Origin of the sequence: Blautia sp. AM42-2 (assembly GCF_003480245.1) — a bacterium.
GTDB classification, from domain to species: domain Bacteria; phylum Bacillota; class Clostridia; order Lachnospirales; family Lachnospiraceae; genus Fusicatenibacter; species Fusicatenibacter saccharivorans.
In genome coordinates this window covers 89,031-112,679 of sequence record NZ_QUIM01000003.1, presented here as the reverse complement: position 1 = coordinate 112,679, position 23,649 = coordinate 89,031, and the positions used below count along the sequence as shown (strand labels likewise).

General features: G+C 49.7%; 20 protein-coding genes and 1 riboswitch. Of the genes, 3 read left to right on the top strand and 17 right to left on the bottom strand.

Translation table 11 applies throughout. The features are described from left to right. Positions 1–4: 4 nt before the first annotated feature. From DW915_RS05770 to DW915_RS05735, 8 genes are all read right to left on the bottom strand, one after another. On the bottom strand, positions 5–1,159 hold the full coding sequence (locus DW915_RS05770; protein ID WP_118741767.1) for a cysteine desulfurase family protein: 1,155 nt from the start codon (positions 1,157–1,159) through the stop codon (positions 5–7). Next, positions 1,159–1,911 carry a 16S rRNA (uracil(1498)-N(3))-methyltransferase gene (locus tag DW915_RS05765; protein ID WP_118741766.1) on the bottom strand — a complete coding sequence of 251 codons (753 nt, stop codon included), beginning with the start codon at positions 1,909–1,911 and terminating at the stop codon, positions 1,159–1,161. The genes DW915_RS05770 and DW915_RS05765 overlap by 1 nt, the downstream gene beginning before the upstream one ends. A 42-nt stretch (positions 1,912–1,953) precedes the next feature. Next, positions 1,954–2,910, bottom strand: a complete 957-nt coding sequence (gene prmA, locus DW915_RS05760) for a 50S ribosomal protein L11 methyltransferase (protein ID WP_055227747.1) — start codon at positions 2,908–2,910, stop codon at positions 1,954–1,956. A 112-nt stretch (positions 2,911–3,022) separates the two neighbouring features. Next, positions 3,023–4,384 (bottom strand): MFS transporter, encoded by a 1,362-nt coding sequence (locus tag DW915_RS05755; RefSeq protein ID WP_118741765.1) that lies wholly within the window; start codon positions 4,382–4,384, stop codon positions 3,023–3,025. A gap of 495 nt (positions 4,385–4,879) precedes the next feature. Further along, complete coding sequence (gene rfbD / locus DW915_RS05750) at positions 4,880–5,749, bottom strand: dTDP-4-dehydrorhamnose reductase (protein ID WP_022461851.1); 870 nt, start codon at positions 5,747–5,749, stop codon at positions 4,880–4,882. A 180-nt stretch (positions 5,750–5,929) separates the two neighbouring features. Next, on the bottom strand, positions 5,930–6,820 hold the full coding sequence (gene rfbA / locus DW915_RS05745; RefSeq protein WP_117813014.1) for a glucose-1-phosphate thymidylyltransferase RfbA: 891 nt from the start codon (positions 6,818–6,820) through the stop codon (positions 5,930–5,932). Between the two features lie 265 nt (positions 6,821–7,085). Then, positions 7,086–8,309 (bottom strand): chloride channel protein, encoded by a 1,224-nt coding sequence (locus DW915_RS05740; RefSeq protein WP_118741764.1) that lies wholly within the window; start codon positions 8,307–8,309, stop codon positions 7,086–7,088. Positions 8,310–8,346: 37 nt separating this feature from the next. Next, positions 8,347–8,829: a MarR family winged helix-turn-helix transcriptional regulator gene (locus DW915_RS05735; protein ID WP_118741763.1), complete on the bottom strand. Its 483-nt coding sequence runs from the start codon at positions 8,827–8,829 to the stop codon at positions 8,347–8,349. Positions 8,830–8,994: 165 nt separating this feature from the next. On the opposite strand from DW915_RS05735, the gene DW915_RS05730 reads away from it, so the two are divergent. Further along, entirely contained in the window at positions 8,995–9,423 is a 429-nt protein-coding gene (locus tag DW915_RS05730) for a hypothetical protein (protein WP_055220783.1), read from the top strand. Between the two features lie 131 nt (positions 9,424–9,554). On the opposite strand, the gene DW915_RS05725 is transcribed toward DW915_RS05730, so the two are convergent. Continuing rightward, positions 9,555–10,199: a DUF4317 family protein gene (locus DW915_RS05725; protein WP_055220785.1), complete on the bottom strand. Its 645-nt coding sequence runs from the start codon at positions 10,197–10,199 to the stop codon at positions 9,555–9,557. An 87-nt stretch (positions 10,200–10,286) separates the two neighbouring features. Beyond that, positions 10,287–10,445, bottom strand: a complete 159-nt coding sequence (locus DW915_RS15715; protein WP_158581028.1) for a hypothetical protein — start codon at positions 10,443–10,445, stop codon at positions 10,287–10,289. A gap of 109 nt (positions 10,446–10,554) precedes the next feature. Here DW915_RS15715 and DW915_RS05715 point away from each other — a divergent pair, with 109 nt between their 5' ends. Then, positions 10,555–11,472: a metallophosphoesterase family protein gene (locus tag DW915_RS05715; protein ID WP_118660030.1), complete on the top strand. Its 918-nt coding sequence runs from the start codon at positions 10,555–10,557 to the stop codon at positions 11,470–11,472. Between the two features lie 148 nt (positions 11,473–11,620). On the opposite strand, the gene dapB is transcribed toward DW915_RS05715, so the two are convergent. The 3 genes from dapB to DW915_RS05700 form a co-directional block, all read right to left on the bottom strand. Further along, positions 11,621–12,382: a 4-hydroxy-tetrahydrodipicolinate reductase gene (gene dapB / locus DW915_RS05710; protein ID WP_117510456.1), complete on the bottom strand. Its 762-nt coding sequence runs from the start codon at positions 12,380–12,382 to the stop codon at positions 11,621–11,623. 35 nt (positions 12,383–12,417) lie between these two features. Further along, positions 12,418–13,308, bottom strand: coding sequence for a 4-hydroxy-tetrahydrodipicolinate synthase (dapA, locus tag DW915_RS05705; protein WP_022461866.1), 891 nt, complete (start codon positions 13,306–13,308; stop codon positions 12,418–12,420). A 151-nt stretch (positions 13,309–13,459) separates the two neighbouring features. Next, positions 13,460–13,634, bottom strand: a riboswitch (Lysine riboswitch). A 55-nt stretch (positions 13,635–13,689) separates the two neighbouring features. After that, the gene (locus DW915_RS05700) at positions 13,690–14,319 is read right to left on the bottom strand and encodes a single-stranded DNA-binding protein (protein WP_055220802.1); all 630 of its coding nucleotides are present in this window, start codon (positions 14,317–14,319) and stop codon (positions 13,690–13,692) included. A 405-nt stretch (positions 14,320–14,724) separates the two neighbouring features. Between DW915_RS05700 and typA the strand changes: the two genes are divergently transcribed. Then, positions 14,725–16,554, top strand: coding sequence for a translational GTPase TypA (gene typA / locus DW915_RS05695; RefSeq protein WP_055220803.1), 1,830 nt, complete (start codon positions 14,725–14,727; stop codon positions 16,552–16,554). An 87-nt stretch (positions 16,555–16,641) separates the two neighbouring features. On the opposite strand, the gene DW915_RS05690 is transcribed toward typA, so the two are convergent. From DW915_RS05690 to rpoC, 4 genes are all read right to left on the bottom strand, one after another. After that, positions 16,642–17,733 (bottom strand): polysaccharide deacetylase family protein, encoded by a 1,092-nt coding sequence (locus tag DW915_RS05690; protein WP_118741761.1) that lies wholly within the window; start codon positions 17,731–17,733, stop codon positions 16,642–16,644. A gap of 380 nt (positions 17,734–18,113) precedes the next feature. After that, a complete protein-coding gene (locus tag DW915_RS05685; RefSeq protein ID WP_117761432.1) occupies positions 18,114–19,328 on the bottom strand; it encodes a hypothetical protein in 1,215 nt (404 codons plus the stop codon). 21 nt (positions 19,329–19,349) lie between these two features. Beyond that, positions 19,350–19,586, bottom strand: a complete 237-nt coding sequence (locus DW915_RS05680) for a hypothetical protein (RefSeq protein ID WP_055266947.1) — start codon at positions 19,584–19,586, stop codon at positions 19,350–19,352. 308 nt (positions 19,587–19,894) lie between these two features. Beyond that, a complete protein-coding gene (rpoC, locus tag DW915_RS05675; RefSeq protein WP_118741760.1) occupies positions 19,895–23,611 on the bottom strand; it encodes a DNA-directed RNA polymerase subunit beta' in 3,717 nt (1,238 codons plus the stop codon). Positions 23,612–23,649 lie beyond the last annotated feature (38 nt).

Below are 23,649 nucleotides of genomic sequence, written 5' to 3'. Positions count from 1 at the left end.
ACTCTTACTTCCTGGTAAATCTGCGCAGCATCGGTAACACTTCACGCAGTGTATCCAGGGTGTAGTCAATCTGTTCCAGTGTCGTAAATTCGCTGAAGCTGAACCGCACGGCAGACTCCATCTCGGCTTTCGATGCGCCGATAGCAGTCAGTGTCGGGCTTCCGGCTCTCTTGTGCGATGAGCAGGCGCTTCCGGCGGAGACGTAGATCTGGCGGTCCTCCAGTGTGTGCAGGAGCACTTCACTCCGCACGTTTAAGAACGATGCGTTGACGATCTGCGGTGCACCTTCTTCTTCCGGCATGCCGTGGATGACCACATCGTCCAGCTCCCGTAAGCCTTCGATCAGATGGTGTTTGCAGGCACGCATCTGCGCGGTCTGCTCGTCAAAATGCTTGTAAACGATCTCAGCGGATTTCGCAAGGCCTGCGATGCCCGGCACATTGTCGGTTCCGGAACGCATGCCGTTCTGCTGGCCGCCGCCTAAGATCAGCGGACGGATTTTTACTTTCTCATCAATATATAAAAAGCCGCTTCCCTTCGGTCCGTGGATCTTGTGGCCGCTCACGGAGAGCATGTCGATGCCCATCCGTTTCGGATAAATCCGGTATTTGCCGAACGCCTGGATCGCATCGACATGAAAATACGTTTTCGGATTTTTCGCCTTGATTCTGCGTCCGATCTCCCCGATTGGCTCAACAGCACCGATCTCATTGTTGACATACATAATCGAAACGAGAATCGTCTCCGGCGTGATCGCTTCTTCGAGTTCGTTCACATCCACAAGACCTTCTTTATTTACCGGCAGGCGCGTAATACGGAATCCCTGCTCCTCCAGAAATGCCAGCGGTGCCGACACGGCCGGGTGCTCGACCGCGCTTGTGATGATGTGGTTTCCCGTTCTCTTATTTGCCATTGCTGTTCCGACGAGCGCCCAGTTGTCGGACTCTGTGCCACCGGAGGTAAAGAAAATTTCTTTTTCTTTGACTTTCAAAATCTTTGCCAGCGTTTCCTGGGCGGTTCTGATATATTGTTCTGCTTCTACCCCTTTTTGATGCATCGCAGACGGATTTCCATAATGATTTACCATCAGATCACAGACGAGATCTGCGGTTTCCTGATAAACACAGGTGGTTGCGGAATTATCCAGATATGCTTCCATTATCTTGTTCGTTCCCTTCCTTCTAAAAGATACACCAGAATGGAAAGCACGGTCATTCCGGCCGTTTCCGTGCGCAGAATGCGCTTTCCGAGCGTAATCGGCTCTACCTTTGCCTTCATGGCCATTTCCACTTCCGCTTCGTCAATGCCGCCCTCCGGTCCGATCAGGATCGCAATAGATTCACCCGGTTCAATGGATTCCAGAATTTTTCTCGTTCCTTCCATCCCCTCTGCGTTCTCATACGGCATCAGGCGAACGTCTGATCCTGCTATCATTGCAAGCGCCTGCTGAAATGTAACAGGCATGTGTACCGTCGGAATCTGCATCCGTTTGGACTGCTTTGCCGCACCAAGCGCGATCGTCTGCCAACGCTCTGCTTTCTTTTCCGCCTTTTTCCGGTCCAGCTTCACAACGCAGCGTTTCATCTCCACCGGAACAATTTCCGTCGCACCAAGTTCCACTGCTTTTTGGATGATCAGTTCCATTTTGTCACCTTTTGGCAGACCCTGAAACAGCACAATTCGGGACGGGAGTTCTCTGTCTGCTGCTGTGACTTCTTCTACTGCGGCAAGAACCTCCCCTTCCGGGAAATCCGAAACGGCACAATGATATTCCTTTTCGCCTCCGGTACTGACCAGTATTTTTTCGCCCGGCCGCATGCGGAGCACATTTTTGATGTGATTAACGTCACTGCCCGTGATGTGGACAGTGCCGTCATAAATCTGACTTTCTTCTACAAAAAAACGGTACATGAATCTGTTCTCTTTCTCTTCTGGTGTTTCGCTTTTCTTAATTTACATCGGTTTTCTTGCTGTAACAGAAACCCATTCGCCCTGATGTGTAACTTCAACTACTTCAAGTCCCGCTGCAACGACTGCCTCTTTGACAACTTCCTCTTTCACATCGAGAATGCCGGATGTGATATAAACAGCGCCCGGCTTCATCTGGTGTACGATTACCGGCGTCAGCGGAACAAGAACATCTGCAAGAATATTTGCGGTAACGATATCGTATTTTTCGTATCCGACTTTGTCCTGTACTTCTTTGTCATCAATGATATTTCCGATCATCATATCAAACGCTTCTACCGGAATTCCATTGACTTCTTTGTTTTCCTCAACCGCAGGAACCGCACACGGATCGAGGTCTGTTCCGACCGCATGACGCGCACCAAGCTTCAGTGCAATAATCGAAAGAATACCGCTTCCGGTTCCGACATCAAGCAGCTCGGTATCCTTTGTCACATATTTCTTTAACTGACGGATGCAAAGCTGTGTTGTCTCATGCATACCCGTTCCAAAGGCTGTGCCCGGATCGATATGGATGATCATTTTATCCCGGTCTTCCGGCTTTACTTCCTCCCAGGACGGGATGATCAGAATGTCGTCTACATAGAACTGTTTGAAATACTGTTTCCAGTTGTTGATCCAGTCCTTGTCCTCTGTCTCAGACTCTGTGATGGTGCACTCTCCAAGGTCCAGGAACTCCTGCATTTCTGCAAGTGCCGCGCGGACATCTGCAAGAACCTTCTCCTTGTCCTCATCCACATCGAGGTAAAAATTCAGATAGGCAATGCCGTCGTCATCCGGAATATCCGGCATGATATCCACGAACATCTGCTGTTTGTCGCTCTCGGTCAAAGGCTGTTTGTCCTGAATTTCCACGCCTTCGATTCCCACATCAGCCAGAGTGGAGATCACAATGTCTTCCACTTCCGATCTTGTTTTTAATGTAAATTTATTCCATTTCATTGTTTAAACTCCTTTTTGCGCTTCTCTTTTCCATACGTGCAAAGAAAGCCACATTTATCATACACGATATCGTTCCTGTTGTAAATGTTATTTTCGGCTTTTACGGCCCGTCTCAATCCGAAATCTTTGTCAGAAAGCCATTTTTTTTCGCCTTCTGATAACGCCATATCAGCCCGAGTGTGGATAAAATGCGAACCCCAAGATCTATCAGGTTGAACCGGTACAGTGCCGTAAGATCTGCCCCAAATGCCGTATACAGACGGACACCAAGCAACGGCAGAACACTGTTGGTCAGCGTCGTCATCATCGTAAAGAGGCCGATCAAAAGCGAACGGTTCTTTTCCGGTGCGGCATTTAAAAGAATCTGTACCGTGCAGAGTGCAACGGCACACTGTGGAGCGTTCAGAACCGTCATCAGAACAATAAAAGTAACCCCGCGGTACGCCAACGGTAAATGTGGAACCAAAATCATAATAACCGGGCAGAAGCAAAGACCGATCCCGGCGAAAATCAGTGCAAAATCCGGCGATTTTTTCCGGACAACCTTCGCGATCATTCCAACTGCCGCAAGCTGGCCGATATTGAAAACACCGTTGCAGATGGAAAGTGTCATCTCCGACATTTTGCAATATTTGACCTGTCCTAAATACCACATGCTCCAGTCAAGCTGCCAGGTGATATAGAAAAAGACCACCGGCACGAAAAACCAGCGCAATGCTTTATTTTTCCCCACGCTTGTGATCGCCTCCAGCAGATCAGAAACAGAAAAACGTGAGGATGCCTTCCCCGCTTCTACCGGAGCTTTGCCCTCCTCCTGCTGTTCCACCGGAATTTTTTTGATTGCAGCGGCCTGCAACAAAACACAGACAGCACACAGATAAAAGAAGCTTCGGAGTACCAGAAGCTTTCCATCGGCCGTGTGGCATCTTCCCATCAGAATCCCGCAGATCACCGGTGCAAGAATGCCAATCACAAACATGAACTGATTCCGAAAGGCATAGACATCGTTTCGCTGCCGCAGTGAAACCGCAGCACCGAACATTGCCTGCCACTGCGCATTGTAAATAGCAAGCGCCCCCGCAGTAAATGCCAGTGATACAAAAAACAGCTCCATACATCTCTCGCCGAGTGCCGGTACACTTCCAAGAAATGCATAGCCGGCACACATCACAAGAAGCGTAAGCATCGGTATCGTCTTTGTCGACTTCAGACGATCCGCCAGAATTCCAAGCGGCAGCAGTGCTGCACACGCTACAATGTTCGGCACCATCTGGATAATGCCGATCTGACTGTCGGTTGCACCCATGTTTGTCGCATACAGATTCAGACCGAAACCGTTAATCGATGTGATATATTGCAGAAATACACCCTCGACGGCAAACAGCAGCATGATCTGCGCAGATGGCGGCATCTTTTTTGCCCGGTAAAACAGACTCTTTTTCATTGCTTCATCCCCCATGCCTTCTTTTGTCATCTTCACGTTCCTGCCCCCTGCCGGATACGTAAAGATTCTGCTTTCATAATGGCAATTTCATGTTCAAATGTCAACAGAAATACCCGGATCCAATGTGAGAATTTTAACGGCATTTTCTGTCAATATTCACAAAAGAAAAAAGGGCATTCTCCCTGTTGAATGCATGGGTTTGGCATAAGAAAAAGGAGCCCCCGTTTTACCTGGGAACTCCGCATATTGGAAATGTTTATAGCAATCTCAGAAACTATAGCAAGACCAGAAAATAACGCAAAAAAGGCAGTGCTGCAGGGCGCAAATTACAAGGAACGGATTTGAAGGCGTACCGGGGTACGACGAAAATCCGTGACGCAGTAATTCACGTTCTGCAGTGCTGAATTTTTTGCGTTATTTTCTGGTCTTGCTATAAATTCATCTCCCACCGCAGAACGTGTCTTCTTGCCGGAAGAGGATAAAAAATTCAGAACTGCTTTTTTGCGTTATTTTCGGGGTTTGCTATCAGAATTCGATCTCGCGCAGATATCTGTGCAGCGCATCCTGCCAGGTCGGCAGTTTTTCGAATCCGTTCTCGGTCAGTTTCTCTTTGCTCATGCGGCTGTTGGACGGACGTTTTGCTTTTGCCGGGTACTGGTCAGAGCTTACCGGTGATACACTTACTTTTCCGTAAGCCGGATCGATCTCAGCGGCCTGTTTGAAAATCTCGCAGGCGAACTCATACCAGGAGCAGAGTCCCTCGTTTGTTGCATGGTAGCGGCCGTAGTTCTCTTTCTCTGCCATGTCGACAAGCAGGCGGGACAGGTCGTAGGTGTAGGTCGGGCTTCCTACCTGATCATCTACAACAGTCAGATGATCGTGTGTCTTTCCAAGGTTCAGCATGGTCTTGATGAAGTTCTTTCCGTTCACGCCGAATACCCATGCGATGCGGACGATGTAGAATTTTTTCACCCATTTCTCTACCGCGAGCTCTCCCTCGTATTTCGTCTGGCCGTATACGTTCAGCGGATGACGCTCATCATCCGGCTCCCACGGGCGGGTACCCTGGCCGTCGAATACGTAGTCGGTGGAGATGTAGATCATTTTGCAGTCAAGGTCATGGCAGACTTTTGCGATGTTCTCGGTTCCGACTGCATTGACCTGATGTACTTTTTCTTTTTTGTCATCATCCTCAGCAAGGTCTACAGCGGTCCATGCTGCACAGTGGATTACGACATCCGGGTTTGCTTCGGTAATGACTTTTCTTACGCTTTCTGCATCGGTGATATCCATTTCTTCAATATCAACGCCGATTCCTTCATGACCGCGTTTTGCAAGTTCATTCATGACGTCATGGCCGAGCTGGCCTTTTACACCTGTTACAAATACTCTCATAATGGTTCTCCTTTTTTCTGATTTTGTTATCGTTATGTTTTGTCTGTCTCTTGTTTTTCAGTCTGATTTTCTGTTTGTACCATGAGTATAAAGGATGACGTTATGTCATGGTCAAGCACTTTTTTCAAAAACTGCCCCGGATTTTTCTTCCGGGGCAGTTTTCTTCAACGCTGTTCGCTTTTATTTGTCGATATATTTTCCGTTCATCACATCCATCAGATACTGACCGTACTGATTTTTCTTCAGCGGCTCGATGTCGGTCAGAAGCTGGTCTTTGCCGATCCAGCCGTTCAGGTAACCGATCTCCTCGAGGCACGCAATCTTGCGGTGCTGATGGGTCTCGATGGTTTTTACGAAGTTGGTTGCCTCTACCAGGCTCTCATGTGTACCGGTATCCAGCCAGGTGAAGCCCTGTCCGAGAAGCTCAACGTTCAGGCTGCCGTCTTCCAGATAGATCCGGTTCAGGTCGGTGATCTCAAGCTCTCCGCGCGGTGACGGTTTCAGGTTCTTTGCATACTCTACGACTTTGTTGTCATAGAAGTACAGACCTGTAACACAATAGTTTGATTTCGGTTTCTCCGGTTTCTCTTCGATGGAGATGGCTTTTCCCTCGGAGTCAAATTCTACGATTCCGAAACGCTCCGGATCATCTACATAATAGCCGAATACGGTTGCGCCTTTTCCGGTCTCAGCGTTTTCTACTGCTGCTTTCAGGCGTTTGTTCAGACCGTGTCCGAAGAAGATGTTGTCGCCGAGCACCATGGCAACGGAATCATCCCCGATGAACTCCTCGCCGATGATGAAAGCCTGTGCCAGTCCGTCCGGGCTCGGCTGCACTTTGTAGGTAAGCTGTACACCGAACTGATGGCCGTCTCCGAGCAGTGCCTCAAAACGAGGGGTGTCCTGCGGTGTGGAGATGATCAGGATGTCGCGGATGCCTGCATTCATAAGAACAGACAGCGGATAATAGATCATCGGCTTGTCATAGATCGGGAGAAGCTGTTTCGATGTTACCATAGTTAACGGATAAAGACGTGTGCCGGAACCTCCGGCAAGTACGATACCTTTCATAATTCGTTACTCCTTTTTCGTATATGATACCTCTAGTATAACCTCATTCCCGGAAACGCGTCAACCCGTATCGTAACGTAACCGTTACTGTTCACTCAGCAGTAAAACACTTGCTGTTTCGCTGCGTAAGAACATGTTTCAGGTGTGAGCAACCCTCCTTTTGCGAAGCAAAACTTTAAATGAGGGTTGCGAATGTTACAGTTCGCTGGGCACCAGTGAACTGTAACACGTAACGGTGTGTGATAACTTTGTGACGTTTCTGTTATCAGCAGCTGTATTTCGTCAGTTTCTGGCGGGAATAGATCGAGCTGTTGCGGTTGAATACGTAGGCCGCGGTGCAGACAATAAAGAAATATGGCAGATAATCGTAGCCAAAAATCTCGCCGCCGATGAAAATAGCCGCCAGTAAGGTATTGGTTCCGCCACCGAAAACCGCCGCATAGCCAAGCGCCGCGGAAAGCTCCACCGGAATACCGAACAGATTGCCAAGGACTGCTCCCAGGGTTGCTCCGATGGTAAACAGCGGTGTTACCTCGCCGCCCTGAAACCCGGCGGACAGCGTCAGAATTGTCAGGATAAATTTCAGCGCCCAGTCATATGCATATACCTTTTCCCCATGAAATACCGCTTCCACCAGATTCGTTCCAAAGCCGCAATACCGTCCGCGGTACAGAAGCAGGAACAGAATGCTAAGGATAACACCGATGGAGAAAACACGTACCAGCGGATTTTTGATTTTTTCGCCGAGATATTTTTTCGTGTGCTTTAAGCACCAGGCGAAGAGGCCGCCTGTGATTCCAAAAATAATACCAAGTGTAATCAGACGCACCAGCAGGAACGGTGTCAGGCTTTCGCTGATGTGGATAGCCAGATTTTCTTTGCGGATTCCAAGCAGGGAAGCTACAGCGCTCGCAGAGAAAGATGCGGTAAACGCCGGAAGCAGTGCCTCGTACCGCATTTCACCCGCAGCGAGCACCTCTACTGCAAAGATCACAGCTGCAATCGGCGTTCCGAACATGCCCGCAAAGCCGGCGGCCATACCGGTTACCAGAAAGATACCGGGCGCGTTTTTAAACGGTAATTTTTTGCCGGCAAAATAGGAAAACACAGCACCGATCTGAACGGCAACGCCCTCCCTGCCGGCACTTCCACCGAACAGATGCGTCAACGCCGTTGAGAGCATTGCCAGCGGAATCATGCGCAGCGGAAGCTCTGTTTCCTCCTCATACGCTACATCAAAAATCAGACTCATGCCCCTTTTTCCCCTGCCGCCGAATTTCTGATTGACTGCCACGATCACAAGACCTGCCATAGCGAGAAACGGCAGACACCAGAAAAGATGTGCCACGCGAATAGCCGTGACTTTCAAAAGCAGACGGCAGAACAGCGCCTCAATCAGACCGACTGCCGCACCGAGCGGAACGCCGGTCACACCGAGCAGCAGCAGGGCGCCGTAGGTGCGAAGGGATTTCTTCAGTTCTTCTTTCATTCTCTTTCTCTCCTTTTCGAATTCTGCTGTTATCATATCACGAAGCGGACAGATTGTGAACTATGGATACCTTTTCCTCCATACTCTTTGCCAGTGCGTCGGCAAATTTTTCCTGCATCCGGATTACTTCTGTCATCTCCTGCTCCGTAAACTGCGCCGCAGCTTCCTCCTCGGACTGAAACAGCGGAAGAATCAGCTCTCTCGCATACTGTTTTCCCGTTTCAGTCAGACTGATGATTTTTTCCCGCCGTTTTGCCGGATTGACTTCCATTTCGATATATCCTGTTTTCAGCTGCCGTTTGATGATGCTGTTGATCGACGTTTTCGGCGCATCCAGCTCGTCGCAGAGCTCTTTCTGCGTAATATACGCCTGCTCCTTCTGAAGACTCCGTTCCATGATTCGGTAATAAATCTGCATCTCATACAGCGTCATCCCATGAGCAGAAGCCCATTTCCCGTAAACCTGGTTTACTTTCTGAATTGCCTCATAAATTCCATCCACGCGTTCTCGTTTTGTCATGTTCCTCTCCTGTTTTCGTTTTTAGTCCATTTTCGTACTTTTTGTTTTAGTGTTTTTTTCTTCCTTTGTCAAGATTTCCAAAAGCCTCTTTTTTCCGTATATTTTCCGGCATTTTTCAAATACTAGCAACTGTCCAGACACTGTTAGGGAAAGGAGATTTTGAAGATGAGAAAAATCAGAAGAGTGTGTATGACGCTGGCATTGGCGGTATTACTGGCCGGGATGACGGCCTGTGGAAACAACACCACGAACGACACCGGAAATGGCAATACCAACACGGAGAGCGACATGGGACAGACGGATAACAGAAACGATGTCAATACGACAGAGATGCCGTCAAACGACAATGTAAATGATGTGACGGAGGGCACCGATGGGAATGCCAACGGTACGAACGGTACAAATACCGGGGATAGAAATACCCTTGGAGATGATGTCGGCGACGCCGCTGAAGATGTGACCCGTGGTGTCGGTAAGGGCGTTGAGGATGTCGGCCGCGCGGTGGACGATGTGGTAAGCGGCGGCGACAATGAGACGCAGAATCCGCAGGAAAACGGAGCAACTACACAGAATGGAGCGGGGATGGCACAGTAAATATGCACTTCTGCTGCTCCCGGATCTAAAAAACTTCCCTTGGCGAACGATATATGCAGGTTCGCCGGGAAGTTTTTTTACTGCCAGGCACATCAGCACCTGGTTTGATCCGTCACTTTTGATTTTTTCTTTTACAGACCGCATCTGAATTTTCTGCCCTTCGCGCCAAGAATGCTGGCCATCTGATCGCCCCACGCTGCACGCTCTGCATAAATATCAACCCGTTCCAGATCTCCGCTCCGGTCCACAAAGGCAGGGAACAGGAATCCACAGATAGGATTTCCCGGCTCGTATTCTCCAACCAGCGGGCAGACAGCGCAGATCAGATAGGGGAACATCTCCTCGGATTCCCCCAGGCGCTCTTTATCGGAAGCCTTTGCAGGAATATCATACCGGTCATAAAACATGTAAATGGCATAAGCCCCGTGAATCTGCAATCCTTCGATCAGGATATCATAGAACGTTTCCAACAGCGCATCGTTCTTCAGTCCGCATTCCCGCAGCGCCATCAGCATCTGCCAGATACTGCCCGGCCCCTGGGATGTTTCCGGAAAACGGTATTCCCGCAGCTTCTCATTCGATTCCGCAAACGGAATTTTCTTGGCAATCGCCAGATTCCTGGCCTTTTCCGAACCGGACAGTTTCAGAAAATGAATGTTGAAACTGCCGTCATACTCCCCATCCGAATCCGTATAGCAACCCGCCATCCGCACAAACGAAGTCCGCGCCGGCGTCATCCTCCTCGTCAGCTCCAGCATGTCTTCCCGATTAATCATACATTCCCTCCGACAGTAAATATATTCGAAACTCTCTGCCTTTGATCTTATCATAACATGCTTTTTCTGTCAGCAGGTTTTTCGGAATCAGATGGGATACTTAGTGACCAGCTTCTTAAATTCCGCCACAGACACTGCCATACAGTCGGCGGCATCCTGAATGCTGATCGTTTCTTTTTTTAATAAATTTGATAACACCTCAAGTTTGCCTTTTTCAATGCCTTCCGTTTTGCTGTCTTCCATCATTTCATCAATTGCCTGGCTTATATTTTTATAAATTGCGTTCCTTCTCACCATTTGATAAAATCAAGACAGTATCTCGCATTTTATGATTTTGACATAGAAAGGAAAACACATGAAATTAGCAGTAATCAGTGATCTTCATGGGAATTATTATGCACTCTCGGAGGTGATGGAGTTTCTTCGCAGGCAGCAAATTGACGGTATCATCGGGCTGGGGGATTTTGTGACGGATGGGCCGTTTCCGCAGAGGATGATGGGGGTGCTCCGCGAAATGCAGGAGGAGTTTCCGTGCTATCTGGTGCGCGGCAACCGGGAGGAATATCTGCTTGAGAATCTCTGGCAGCCGCAGAACTGGAAGGCGGGTTCTTCGACGAGCGGGCTTCTGGATTACACGTTTCGGAATCTTACCGATCAGGATCTAAAATTTTTTGAGCAGCTGCCGACAGACGGTGTTCTGATTGGAAAGCTGGATGAAGCCGGGAAACTGGTTCCCGTTTTTGTGCCGCAGGAAGAAGTTACACCGGACACCTGCCGTGAATCCCTTTTCCCGGCACTTCGGCTCTGCCACGGCGCACCTGGTGAAATCCGAGGGAATTTCGGGCTGCATCCGGAGCTCCTGCTTTCTCATCTGGAAAATCTCGATGCCTCCATCCTGCTTGGCGGCCACAGCCACAAGCAGGAACAGAAAGAATACGCAGGAAAAACGTATCTGAATCCAGGATCCCTTGGGCTTGCGCTTGATGATGTCGGCGGCCATGCGCACTTCGCAATTCTGACGTTGGAAAACAGCACATGGCAGATCGAATGTTTTCAGATCCCCTATGATCTCGAGGGCTATCTCGCCGAGTTCGACCGTGCCGAACTGGAAACCCACGGCAGTGTACTTGCCCGCTCCTTAAAGCGGACGCTGACCTGCGGTATCAATTACTTTTATCTCACGGTAAAACGGGTGCGGGAACTTGCGGATGCACTGGCGCTGACTGATCTTGACGAAGAGCTCTGGGAAAAAGCGGAACGGGAGCTGAAATAGATTTTTTGACAGAGGAACGTATTCCTATTACGCTGCATAAGTGAAAAAACTCATTGGCTAAAACAGAAAAGCAGCTCGAAAGAAGGCAGGCTGTGCAACTGCACACAGCCTGCCTTCTTTTTTATCTTTTCTATTTCCTGCTTCTGCCTTACTTCGCGGCAATCACATCCTGCATATCATACATACCGGCTGGCTTTCCAGCCAGGAATTTTGCGGCCTCTACAGCACCTTTTCCAAAAACTCCCTTGGAATATGCCCTGTGGGACAGAGTAACAACTTCATCCGGTCCCGCGAAGATGACGTCGTGATCTCCGACGATGGTGCCGCCGCGTACAGCAGAGATTCCGATTTCTTTCGGGTCACGCTGCTCGTGGCGCTGGCTTCTGTCGTATACGTAGTGGTACTGGTTGTCCATTGCCGCGTTCAGGCTGTCTGCCAGGGCGATGGCGGTTCCGCTTGGAGCGTCGCATTTCAGTTTGTGGTGTTTCTCCACGATCTCCATATCAAAGCCTGCTTCGGCAAGCACTTTTGCAGCTGCCTGTACCAGTTTCATCAGCGTATTCACACCAAGGGACATATTTGCAGAGCGGAGAACCGGGATTTCTTTGCTGGTCTCCTGCACTTTTTTGAGCTGATCCTCGGTGAGGCCTGTGGTGCAGAGGACGAGTGGAAGTTTTTTCTCCTTGCAGGCATCGAGCAGTGCGTCGGCTGCCTTGTAGGAAGAAAAGTCAACGACTACGTCTGCCGGAACATCGCATTCTGCCAGGCTTTTGAATACCGGATAATCGTTCTGGCCGTTGTCGTTCATATCGATTCCGGCTATGATTTCTGCATTTGCATCTTCTTTTACCAGGCCGGTGATGACCTGTCCCATATGGCCGTTGCAGCCATGCATAATAATTTTAACCATTGTCTTTTTCCTTCTTTACTTCGTGTATTCTTAACTTAAGCCAGTTTGATTCCAAAATCTTTCATAGCCTTTGCCAGGCGCTCCTGGTTCTGCGGCTCCATCTCGGTCAGCGGCAGACGAAGCGGTCCAACCTCTTTGCCCATCAGGTTCAGCGCTGCTTTTACCGGAATCGGGTTTACTTCGCAGAACAGCGCATCGATGAGCGGCAGTGCTCTCAGCTGGATTTCTCTGGATCCGGCCACATCGCCGTCGAGGAATTTCTGTACCATGTCGTGGGTCTCACGCGGTGCTACGTTGGAAAGAACGGAGATTACACCGCTTCCGCCAAGGGAAAGGATCGGCACAACCTGATCGTCGTTTCCGGAGTACAGATCGATCTTTCCATCGGTCAGCTGCATAATTTTTGCGACCTGGGAAATGTTTCCGGAAGCCTCTTTGACTGCAACGATATTCTCAACGTTGTTGAACAGATAGACGATCGTTTCCGGTGCAATGTTTACGCCGGTTCTGCCCTGAATGTTGTAAAGGATGACCGGCACTTTGACGCTGTCTGCGATTGCGGTAAAGTGTGCAATCAGGCCCTTCTGTGTTGCTTTATTGTAATACGGAGAAACGAGAAGAAGTCCGTCCACGCCGTATTTTTCTGCTTCCTGAGACAGATAAATTGCTGTCTCCGTGCTGTTGGAGCCGGTTCCTGCAATTACCGGGATTCTGTGATTTACTTTTTCCACGGTATATTTGATGGCATCCAGATGCTCCTCATGGGACAGGGTCGAAGCCTCACCGGTGGTTCCGCAGATAACGATGGCGTCGGTTCCGCCGGCGATCTGCTCCTCAATCAGTTCTCCGAGTTTTTCGTAATTCACTTCCTGTGTTTCGGTCATCGGTGTGATAATTGCAACAGCTGCACCTTTAAAAATAGACATTCTCTTTTCCTCCTGTATGTTGTGTCAGATAAAACCATAAGAAATCAGTCGCCGGAGCTTATCTCCCACGGAAAATTTCACTTTCCGTTAAAAAAAGAGGCGCCTCATCCCAGATAAGATCGCCTCCAAATTCACACATACGCAGTATCTATGATCAGATAGCTCTCCATCTCTCGATGACAGTCGCAGATTTTTTCAACCTGCGCCCAGGAGCATACCGGTTCAGCGCCGGATGTCCTTCGGCATTCTTCCCTTTTCCTCTTCTTCTTTTGCTGCTGAGGCATCCGAAAAGGTACTCTTGAAGTAATGCGACCTCTATCCACTTCAGTTCTGCTTTTACTATAGCATCATTAAATTTTCTTGTCAACAGCGGATCGCGCTTTAACTCTCACTATATTCCAGCTTGCTCACCGAAACCTCATACGCGGTCCGCTTTTCCATTTCCGTCTCGCTCAGCCGCTTCATATATTCCCGGCTCTGGATCCGTCCCCAGATGAGAACGTGGCCGCCCACGGCAAACGCAGAGGCATACCGCGCATTCCGTCCCCAGCAGATGCACGGGATATAATCTGATTTTCCATACGGACGGTTGACCGCGATCAGAAGGTCGGCGATCTCTCTTCCCAGAGGTGTTTTCCGGTAGACCGGCGGTTTACATATGTATCCATCGAGGTAAATCTGGTTGGATTTGACGGAATCGTCCTCTTCCTCCACGAAGCTTAATTCCCGCGCAAATACGGAGAGTACCAGACGGTTCTTCTTCTCCTCGTGGCGGTTGTAGGACCGAAACTGACCGCTGATGCAGATCCACTCACCCTGGTAATCCTGTGATACGTCCACCAGCCGCTCGGAGACCATCACCGGAATGATGTCCTGCGATTCACTCAACCGCTTGACCATCACATCGACGAGGTAAAAGCCCTCTCCGAATACCTGATGGCTGAATGTAAACGGGGAGACAATCTCTCCCATGATAACCACCTGATTGTTTTCAATCATCTTGTCTGCCATAATGAAAATCCCCTTCCTTTGTCTTTTCTTTCTGAATATTGATTTCTGATCGGTACTTTGCTGATCTATAATCCTAATGTATGAACCACATTTCTTTTTCAGAACCACTTTTTTCCAGATTTTTTTATTTCTATTCAAATCAGCATTCTGCCCAATTTTTTGTATATGTTTCTGTAAAAACCGCACCACATGCTTCGTATTTTCTACCATTGCAATACAAAAAATGTCACATCTTCCCTGTTTTTTTTCTCTGTTCTGTGCTATAATAGTTCAGATAGGCAGGCATCCAGCAGAGACAAAACGGCAAGGCACCTGCCTTTGTGCTGTGATAAACATTCCCGGCCGGCTTGAAATTTTGAAAAATTGAACCCGGCAGGGTCAACTCATAGGAAGAGGAATGAAGAAATGAAAACAACGAGAGAAGATGTAAGAAACGTTGCCATCATCGCCCATGTCGATCATGGTAAAACTACACTGGTAGACGAGCTTCTGAAACAGAGCGGCGTTTTCCGTGCCAATCAGGAGGTTCAGGAACGTGTCATGGACTCGAACGATATCGAGCGTGAGCGTGGAATCACCATTCTTTCCAAAAATACAGCAGTTTACTACAAAGGAACGAAAATCAACATCATCGACACCCCAGGCCATGCGGACTTCGGCGGCGAGGTTGAGCGAGTTCTGAAAATGGTAGACGGCGTTATTCTGGTTGTAGACGCATTCGAGGGCGCTATGCCGCAGACCAAATTCGTGCTGAAAAAAGCACTTGAGCTGGATCTGTCCGTTATCGTCTGCATCAACAAAATCGACCGCCCGGAGGCACGCCCGGATGAAGTTATCGACGAAGTGCTCGAGCTTCTGATGGACCTCGATGCATCTGACGAACAGCTTGACTGTCCGTTTCTGTACGCATCCGCAAAGATGGGTCATGCGGTACTCGATCTGAACGATACCCCGAAGGATATGACTCCTCTGTTCGAGACCATCCTGAAATACATCCCGGCTCCGACCGGCGATCCGGAAGCTGGCACACAGCTTCTGATCAGTACCATCGACTACAACGAATACGTTGGACGTATCGGTGTCGGCAAAGTTGAAAACGGAACGATCCGCGTGAACCAGGACGTTATGCTGGTCAACCACCACGATCTGACCAAGAAGAAAAAAGTAAAGGTCAGCAAACTGTATGAATTTGACGGACTGAAAAAAGTAGAGGTTACTGAGGCAGGCATCGGTTCTATCGTTGCTGTTTCCGGTATCCCGGATATCCACATCGGAGATACTCTCTGCGGCGATCTGGACAACCCGGTTTCCATCCCGTTCCAGAAAATCTCCGAGCCGACCATTTCCATGAACTTCATCGTAAACGACAGCCCGCTGGCAGGTAAAGAAGGTAAATACGTTACCTCCCGCCACCTGCGCGACCGTCTGATGCGTGAGCTGAACACCGACGTTTCCCTGCGTGTCGAGGAGACTGATTCCGCAGACTGCTTCAAGGTTTCCGGCCGTGGTGAGCTGCATCTGTCCGTCCTGATCGAAAACATGCGCCGTGAGGGATATGAGTTCGCAGTAAGTAAGGCAGAGGTTATCTACAAAGAGGACGAGCGCGGACGCAAACTCGAGCCAATGGAAATCGCATACGTTGACGTTCCGGACGAGTTCTCCGGTACTGTCATCCAGCTCCTCAGCGAGCGTAAAGGCGAGCTTCACGGCATGAGCCGCGCAAGCGATGGTTCCACCCGTCTGGAGTTCGAAATCCCGGCACGAGGCCTGATTGGTTTCCGTGGAATCTTCATGACTTCCACCAAAGGAACTGGTATCCTGAACACCGAGTTTGAAGATTACGCACCGTACAAGGGCGACATCGAATACCGCAAACAGGGTTCCCTGATCGCTTTCGAGGCAGGCGAGTCCGTTACCTACGGTCTGTACTCCGCACAGGAGCGCGGTACTCTGTTCATCGGACCTGGCGAGAAGGTTTACGCCGGTATGGTTATCGGACAGAACGGTAAGGCCGAGGATATCGAGCTGAACGTCTGCAAGACGAAACACCTGACCAACACCCGTACTTCTTCCTCCGACGAGGCACTGCGTCTGACTCCGCCGAGAATCCTTTCCCTGGAGCAGGCTCTGGACTTCATCGACAAGGACGAGCTTCTTGAGGTTACTCCGGTTTCCTTACGTATCCGTAAGAAAGAGCTGGATTCCAGACTTCGTAAGAGAGCGGCAATGAAATAAATTTTCATAAAATGACATAAGAACCGCCGGTTCACTCTTGATTTGAGAGTAAACCGGCGGTTCTTTGTCGTTTTTCTATTCTGTTTTCTATTCGTTTGTCGTTCCGCCATGGAAGCCGTAATACGTCTCTCCCGCTGCAAGATCCACGCCGTTTGCCGCTGCAAGAGTATGAATCGTGACAAGCTCATACCCGCGGTTGATCAGCTCCGGCACGATCGTTGCACACGATTCTACGGTCGTCTCGTGGATATCATGCATCAGGATAATGTCTCCCGGGCTTACACTGTCGAGAACGGCGCTGATGTTTGCCTGTACATTTTTTGTCTGCCAGTCCAGGGTATCGACATCCCACATGATGCTCGGGCGGCCGATAGATGCGAGCAGTTCATCGGTGCTGTTTCCATACGGGAAACGGATGACAGTTGCACCCTGTCCGTTGTTGTACTGGGCGATCAGATCATCCGTCATCTGGAACTGGGCAAGGCCGTCGTCGGTGCTCAGTTCTTTCATATTCGGATGCGCATAGGAGTGGTTTCCAAGCTCACAGCCGATCGCCGCCATGCGCGGGATCACATCTGCACCGTATTTTTCCACATTGCTGCCGAGCATAAAGAACGTCGCCTGTGCCCCGTACTGCTCCAGCGTATCGAGAAGCGTGCTGGTATAGACGCCTGGGCCGTCATCAAAGGTCAGGGCTACCATCATCGAGCCGTTGCGGTCTGGCTGGTAAACACCCTGGTCATCAAAGTAACAGCCTTTTCCGCCGATCGCTTTCCAGCCGGTCGCCATGTAACCATTGGAATCAAAATGGTACTGGTTTCCGTCGATATCTGCCCAGCCGTTGACGTAGTACGTTGTGGCATCCGTTGCGTACCACCAGCCCGACGAGCTGTACTGCCATCCCGGCGTCTCATTCGGCGGCATGGTCTCCGCAAGCTTCTTAATTCCCGCATTTCCCGATCCGTCCTCCGCCTCTGGCGCCGTCTCGCTCACCGTCTTTGCGGCTGTGTCATTACTCAGTACAATTCCTTTTTTCGCAAGCTGCGCTCCCGCAAATTTCCAGATAAGCGCAAGAAAAAGAAGGCCGATTACCACACACAGGGAAATCCGTGATACTTTCTGCATCATCTGTCTGCGGCGCATCTGCTTTCTTCTCTGTTTCAATGATTTTCTTTCCATATGATCTGTTTATACTCCATCGTCCCGCCCCTTTGCGGAACTTTCTTCCATCGTAACACAAACGTTTTTCGACATTTTTCTACTTACTATCATAACGTGATCTGACCTAAGATGCAAGGCACAAATTCTTACATTTTTCCACTTCTGGTAAATTAATGTTTATCGTTTCTTAACATCTTGTCACAAAAAAAGAGTGACTCTGCACCCATGGTAAAAGCGGATACAAAATCACTCTTTGTCACTCTCTTTTAAAAAACCTGGTTTCTTTCTGGTGCTTTGCCACCAAATCACAAGTCTTTCACCTGTCCAGCCTGATTATCCTCTCTGCTTAAGAGTAACTGCAAAGTTTTAACGTTGCCAGAACAATGGAAGCAAACACCTTATGCCTCATGTCCTATTTTAGTCAGGAAATCGCTGCCCATCACCCATTTTTCGTTTTCCAGCGTCACAACGGACTCGAGTTTCCAGGTGACGGTCTCTATTTTGGTTTTGCGGAAGAAATGGAGGAAACGGGTTCGTCGCTCGATCGCAGCGGTCACGTTGGTTTCGATCTTCATCTGGTTGGATTCGTTGGTTACGGTTGTGGAGACGCTGCTCACGGTGATGCTGGTGATTCCGGTGTTGGTGTCGCTGTTCAGGTAGGCATCGCAGAGCTGCTGGTACTGTTCTTTGGCGGTTTTCTGTACGGCGGTGTCGGCGGAAAATTCATTTTTGATGGTGCTGAAGGATTTTCCGGCGGCTGCGGCTGTGAATACCTTGTCCAGGGACTCTTCTGCGCGGTCGGCGATGGTTTTGCCGGTGGAATCGTTGAGTTTTAAATCCGGCAGGAATTCCATGCTGCTGTTGTCCTGCACGAGGACGATCTCGCGGTATGGGTCTTTCTGTTTTTCGGTCAGTTCAATGGTGTGGCCGCCGAGGAAGAGATACGGGATTTTGTAGATGCTGACGTTATCTGCCGTCTCTTTTAAATACTTTTTCCCGACCTGCACGCCGTCCAGATAGAACGAGGCATCCGCCGGGACGGTGATTTCGACATCCGTCACGCAGCTGTCTTTCGGCACAACGTACCACTCTTTGAAGTTCCATTTTACGGTATCCCCGGCGGCGATCTCCAATGTTTCTTCCTGCGAGTCGCTCATGCCTTTTAACGTGTACCGCACAGTATAAATCCTGTTTTCCCCGGTCTCAAGATTCTGTTTTCTGCGCATGAAAAAGCTCTTGATCTCCGGTGTTTCCTGCCCGTCAGTGCCGTCCTGTTTTGCTTTCCAGGTCATTGCATTGACGTAGTTCTTCCGCGACAGAAACGTGCTGTCCGGGAACTGGCATACATCGTACGCGCTGTTCCAGTCTCCTGCCAGGCATGCTTCCACGTAATTCCGTCCTGCCGCCTGCGGCGCATACAGATACGCGCCTGCCATAAAAAATACGGCGCACAGAATCAGAAACAGACTGAGATTCACGATCAGAATCCGCAGACTCATCGGCAGATCACGAAATTTTGCCGCCCGTATTTTCACAGAAAGCTCCGTCGTCTCTTCTCCGTCTTTTTCCACATGGCGGAATCTTTTTCCTTTTCTTTTCCACTTCTGGAGCATAGTTTACCTCATCTTTTCCTCTTATTTAGACTGTTCTTTCACCGCATACGTATGCACCCGGTCGCTCTTCTGGCTGTATGCCTCTCCCTCGGAATAATACTCCTCCGATGTCGTGGAAAAACGCGTAATCGTCTCTTTCACACGCTCTCCCGCCGTTTGCTGGTGGAGAAACAGCGCTGCAATCATCAGAATCACAAATATATCCAGAATCAGTACCGCCGCATTTGCCACGATGCCAGGTAATTTTTTTATCCACATAGGCTTCCCTCTTTTCTGTCTCCATTGTAACAAAATGCTCCCGAAAACACAAGGAAAGCAGAGACCCCGGCGAACCGAAAATTCTCTGCTTTTCACAAATGACATATTTATTTTTTAACCTTGTTTCAATCCACAGTCGGTAATTTCACAGAGTCTGACATGTCAGCAGAATGCTGACTGTGGTTTGCCTCATGTCAGTGGGGGATACCGATTTCTCTCCGCCCGCCACTGCTGTTAACTTTCTTATTTGCAATTCATCTCACCACCTATAGAGGTGGGAGAATCCTTGCTATTATTTGTTGAAGGGTTTACTCCTCGGTATCATCCTTTGACGGAATCATTTCCTCAAAGTCGAAGTCGAGCATCGGCTCTTCCTCTTCAGCTGACGGTTCTTCAACCGGAGCTTCTGCTGCCGGAATTTCGTCCTCAAGATCTTCGGTCAGAATCAGATCCTCGTCCTCTTCTTCCTCGATCATGCTGTCGGTATTCAGATGAATGTTGCTGTAGCACTTCATACCGGTACCGGCCGGGATCGGTTTACCGATGATAACGTTCTCTTTCAGACCTACCAGGTGGTCAACTTTACCTTTGATAGCGGCATCGGTCAGAACCTTGGTGGTCTCCTGGAAGGATGCTGCAGACAGGAAGGAATCGGATGCCAGGGATGCTTTGGTAATACCAAGCAGAACCTGTTTTCCTTCTGCCGGCTCTTTGCCTTCTGCGATCAGCGCTTTGTTGGTCTCATCATACTCCAGGAAGTCTACCATGTCGCCCGGAAGGAATTCGGTATCTCCGTTTTCCTCGATGCGGATCTTCTTCAGCATCTGGCGAACGATAACCTCGATGTGCTTATCGTTGATTTCTACACCCTGCAGACGGTAAACTCGCTGTACCTCGCGGAGCATGTAATCCTGAACGGCACGTACGCCTTTGATCTTCAGGATATCGTGCGGGTTTACAGAACCTTCGGTCAGCTCGTCTCCGGCTTCCAGAACCGTTCCGTCAGCGATCTTGATACGGGATCCGTAAGGGATCAGGTATGTCTTGGATACGCCATCGTCCGGATTGGTAACCACGATTTCGCGTTTTTTCTTGGTGTCTTTGATCTGTGCAACACCAGGGATCTCGGTGATGATAGCAAGTCCTTTCGGCTTTCTTGCCTCGAAAAGCTCCTCGACACGAGGAAGACCCTGTGTGATATCTCCACCGGCAACACCACCGGTATGGAAGGTACGCATGGTCAGCTGTGTACCAGGCTCACCGATCGACTGTGCTGCGATAATTCCGACAGACTCACCAACCTGTACTGCCTCGCCGGTTGCCATGTTGGCACCATAGCATTTTGCGCAGATTCCGTTACCGGAACGGCAGGTAAGAATGGTACGGATTTTTACTTTTGTATAATGCTCACCGTTCTCGTTGATGCCGTCTTTGATGACACGGGCAGCACGTTTCGGGGTGATCATATGGTTTGCTTTTACAATGACGTTGCCGTCTTTGTCTTTGATCGTCTCGCAGGAGAAACGGCCTGTGATACGATCCTGCAGACTCTCGATCTGCTCTTTTCCGTCTGTGAACTCGCTGACCCACATACCCGGAATTTCGTCCTTGCCCTCGGCACAGTCGATTTCACGGATGATCAGGTCCTGAGAAACGTCTACCAGACGACGGGTCAGGTAACCAGAGTCGGCGGTACGAAGCGCGGTATCGGACATACCTTTTCGTGCTCCATGTGCGGACATGAAGTATTCCAGTACCTGAAGACCTTCACGGAAGTTTGACTTGATCGGCAGCTCGATGGTGTGTCCGGTTGTATCGGCCATCAGTCCTCGCATACCGGCCAGCTGTTTGATCTGCTTATCGGAACCACGGGCTCCGGAGTCAGCCATCATGAAGATGTTATTGTATTTATCCAGTCCGTCGAGCAGTGCTTTTGTCAGCGCATCGTCGGTCTTCTTCCAGGTATCTACAACCTCTTTGTAACGCTCTTCGTCTGTAATCAGACCACGTTTGAAGTTTCTTGTAATCTTGTCTACCGTTGCCTGTGCTTCGGCGAGCATCTCCGGCTTCTGCGGCGGCACGGTCATATCGGAAATGGATACGGTCATGGCTGCACGGGTGGAGTATTTATATCCGGTTGCCTTGATATAGTCCAGAACCTCTGCGGTTTTGGTAGCTCCGTGTGTATTGATAACTTTTTCCAGAATCTGTTTCAGCTGTTTCTTTGCAACGAGGAAATCAACCTCAAGCGCAAGCTCGTTACCCGGAACCGTACGGTCTACGTATCCCAGATCCTGCGGCAGAATCTCATTGAAGAGGAATCTTCCGAGTGTGGAGCTTACGTTCTGCTGCATTACAGTACCATCTTCCATCTCTTTTTCGCAGCGGATGGTAATCTTGGTCTGCAGGGTAATGTATCCGTTCTCGTATGCCAGGATGGCTTCGTTCATATCGCGGAAGAAGCTTCCTTCGCCCTTCTCGCCCGGACGCTCCTGTGTCAGATAGTAGATACCAAGAACCATATCCTGGGAAGGAACGGCTACCGGACCACCATCGGACGGTTTCAGCAGGTTGTTCGGCGAAAGAAGCATGAAACGGCACTCTGCCTGCGCTTCTACAGACAGCGGCAGATGGACAGCCATCTGGTCACCGTCGAAGTCGGCGTTGAATGCGGTACAAACCAGCGGGTGCAGCTTAATCGCTTTACCTTCTACCAGAATCGGCTCGAACGCCTGGATACCCAGACGATGCAGCGTAGGGGCACGGTTCAGCATAACCGGATGCTCTTTGATGACGTCCTCGAGAACGTCCCATACCTGCGGCTCGAGTTTCTCGACCATTTTCTTTGCATTTTTGATGTTATGTGCAGTGCCGTTGGAAACCAGCTCTTTCATAACGAACGGTTTAAACAGCTCGATTGCCATTTCTTTCGGCAGACCGCACTGGTAAATCTTCAGTTCCGGTCCTACGACGATAACAGAACGGCCGGAGTAGTCAACACGTTTACCAAGAAGGTTCTGACGGAAACGGCCGGATTTACCTTTCAGCATGTCGGACAGAGATTTCAGAGGACGGTTTCCAGGACCGGTTACCGGACGGCCGCGGCGGCCGTTGTCGATCAGGGCATCAACTGCCTCCTGGAGCATACGTTTCTCGTTGCGCACGATGATATCCGGCGCACCGAGCTCCAGCAGTCTCTTCAGACGGTTGTTACGGTTGATGATACGGCGGTACAGGTCATTCAGGTCGGATGTTGCAAAACGTCCTCCGTCAAGCTGTACCATAGGACGCAGATCCGGCGGAATAACCGGAACCGCATCAAGAATCATCCACTCCGGACGGTTTCCGGACTCACGGAATGCCTCAACAACCTCAAGTCTCTTGATGATGCGGGCTCTCTTCTGTCCGGTAGAATCTTTAAGACCTGCCTTTAATTCAGCAGACTCTTTTTCCAGATCGATTGCCATCAGAAGCTCTTTGATGGATTCCGCACCCATACCTGCACGGAAGCTGTTTCCGAACTCCTCTCTGGCATCCTGGTATTCTTTCTCGGTCAGAACCTGTTTGTACTGTAATTTGGTATCGCCTGCATCAAGAACGATGTAGTTTGCGAAATACAGAACCTTTTCCAGAGTTCTCGGAGACAGATCCAGGATCAGTCCCATACGGGACGGAATTCCTTTGAAATACCAGATGTGGGATACCGGAGCTGCCAGCTCAATGTGTCCCATACGCTCACGGCGCACACTGGATTTTGTTACTTCTACGCCGCATCGGTCGCAGATTACGCCTTTGTAGCGAATTTTCTTATATTTACCGCAATGGCACTCCCAGTCTTTGCTTGGTCCGAAGATTCTTTCACAGAACAGACCGTCTTTTTCCGGTTTCAGCGTTCTGTAGTTGATGGTCTCCGGTTTTTTTACCTCGCCATGGGACCACTCCCGGATTTTCTCCGGGGAGGCAAGTCCTATTTTGATGGCATCAAAGCTCATCTGGTAATTTTCTTTTTTTGCTGTTTCTGGCATTTGATTACCCCTTTCCTCGCAAAGCGAAGATCTACAAG

What these genes read in the sequence shown, in the direction of transcription:
- DW915_RS05700 (WP_055220802.1), bottom strand. Translation starts at nt 14,319, where the DNA reads ATGGCAGACAAGATGATTGAAAACAATCAGGTGGTTATCATGGGAGAG.
- DW915_RS05685 (WP_117761432.1), bottom strand. Translation starts at nt 19,328, where the DNA reads ATGCTCCAGAAGTGGAAAAGAAAAGGAAAAAGATTCCGCCATGTGGAA.
- DW915_RS05725 (WP_055220785.1), bottom strand. Translation starts at nt 10,199, where the DNA reads ATGATTAATCGGGAAGACATGCTGGAGCTGACGAGGAGGATGACGCCG.
- dapA (WP_022461866.1), bottom strand. Translation starts at nt 13,308, where the DNA reads ATGTCTATTTTTAAAGGTGCAGCTGTTGCAATTATCACACCGATGACC.
- DW915_RS05735 (WP_118741763.1), bottom strand. Translation starts at nt 8,829, where the DNA reads ATGACAAAACGAGAACGCGTGGATGGAATTTATGAGGCAATTCAGAAA.
- dapB (WP_117510456.1), bottom strand. Translation starts at nt 12,382, where the DNA reads ATGGTTAAAATTATTATGCATGGCTGCAACGGCCATATGGGACAGGTC.
- DW915_RS05715 (WP_118660030.1), top strand. Translation starts at nt 10,555, where the DNA reads ATGAAATTAGCAGTAATCAGTGATCTTCATGGGAATTATTATGCACTC.
- DW915_RS05730 (WP_055220783.1), top strand. Translation starts at nt 8,995, where the DNA reads ATGAGAAAAATCAGAAGAGTGTGTATGACGCTGGCATTGGCGGTATTA.
- DW915_RS05680 (WP_055266947.1), bottom strand. Translation starts at nt 19,586, where the DNA reads ATGTGGATAAAAAAATTACCTGGCATCGTGGCAAATGCGGCGGTACTG.
- DW915_RS05770 (WP_118741767.1), bottom strand. Translation starts at nt 1,159, where the DNA reads ATGGAAGCATATCTGGATAATTCCGCAACCACCTGTGTTTATCAGGAA.
- DW915_RS05740 (WP_118741764.1), bottom strand. Translation starts at nt 8,309, where the DNA reads ATGAAAGAAGAACTGAAGAAATCCCTTCGCACCTACGGCGCCCTGCTG.
- DW915_RS15715 (WP_158581028.1), bottom strand. Translation starts at nt 10,445, where the DNA reads ATGATGGAAGACAGCAAAACGGAAGGCATTGAAAAAGGCAAACTTGAG.
- rfbA (WP_117813014.1), bottom strand. Translation starts at nt 6,820, where the DNA reads ATGAAAGGTATCGTACTTGCCGGAGGTTCCGGCACACGTCTTTATCCG.
- DW915_RS05690 (WP_118741761.1), bottom strand. Translation starts at nt 17,733, where the DNA reads ATGGAAAGAAAATCATTGAAACAGAGAAGAAAGCAGATGCGCCGCAGA.
- rpoC (WP_118741760.1), bottom strand. Translation starts at nt 23,611, where the DNA reads ATGCCAGAAACAGCAAAAAAAGAAAATTACCAGATGAGCTTTGATGCC.
- DW915_RS05755 (WP_118741765.1), bottom strand. Translation starts at nt 4,384, where the DNA reads ATGACAAAAGAAGGCATGGGGGATGAAGCAATGAAAAAGAGTCTGTTT.
- DW915_RS05765 (WP_118741766.1), bottom strand. Translation starts at nt 1,911, where the DNA reads ATGTACCGTTTTTTTGTAGAAGAAAGTCAGATTTATGACGGCACTGTC.
- typA (WP_055220803.1), top strand. Translation starts at nt 14,725, where the DNA reads ATGAAAACAACGAGAGAAGATGTAAGAAACGTTGCCATCATCGCCCAT.
- prmA (WP_055227747.1), bottom strand. Translation starts at nt 2,910, where the DNA reads ATGAAATGGAATAAATTTACATTAAAAACAAGATCGGAAGTGGAAGAC.
- rfbD (WP_022461851.1), bottom strand. Translation starts at nt 5,749, where the DNA reads ATGAGAGTATTTGTAACAGGTGTAAAAGGCCAGCTCGGCCATGACGTC.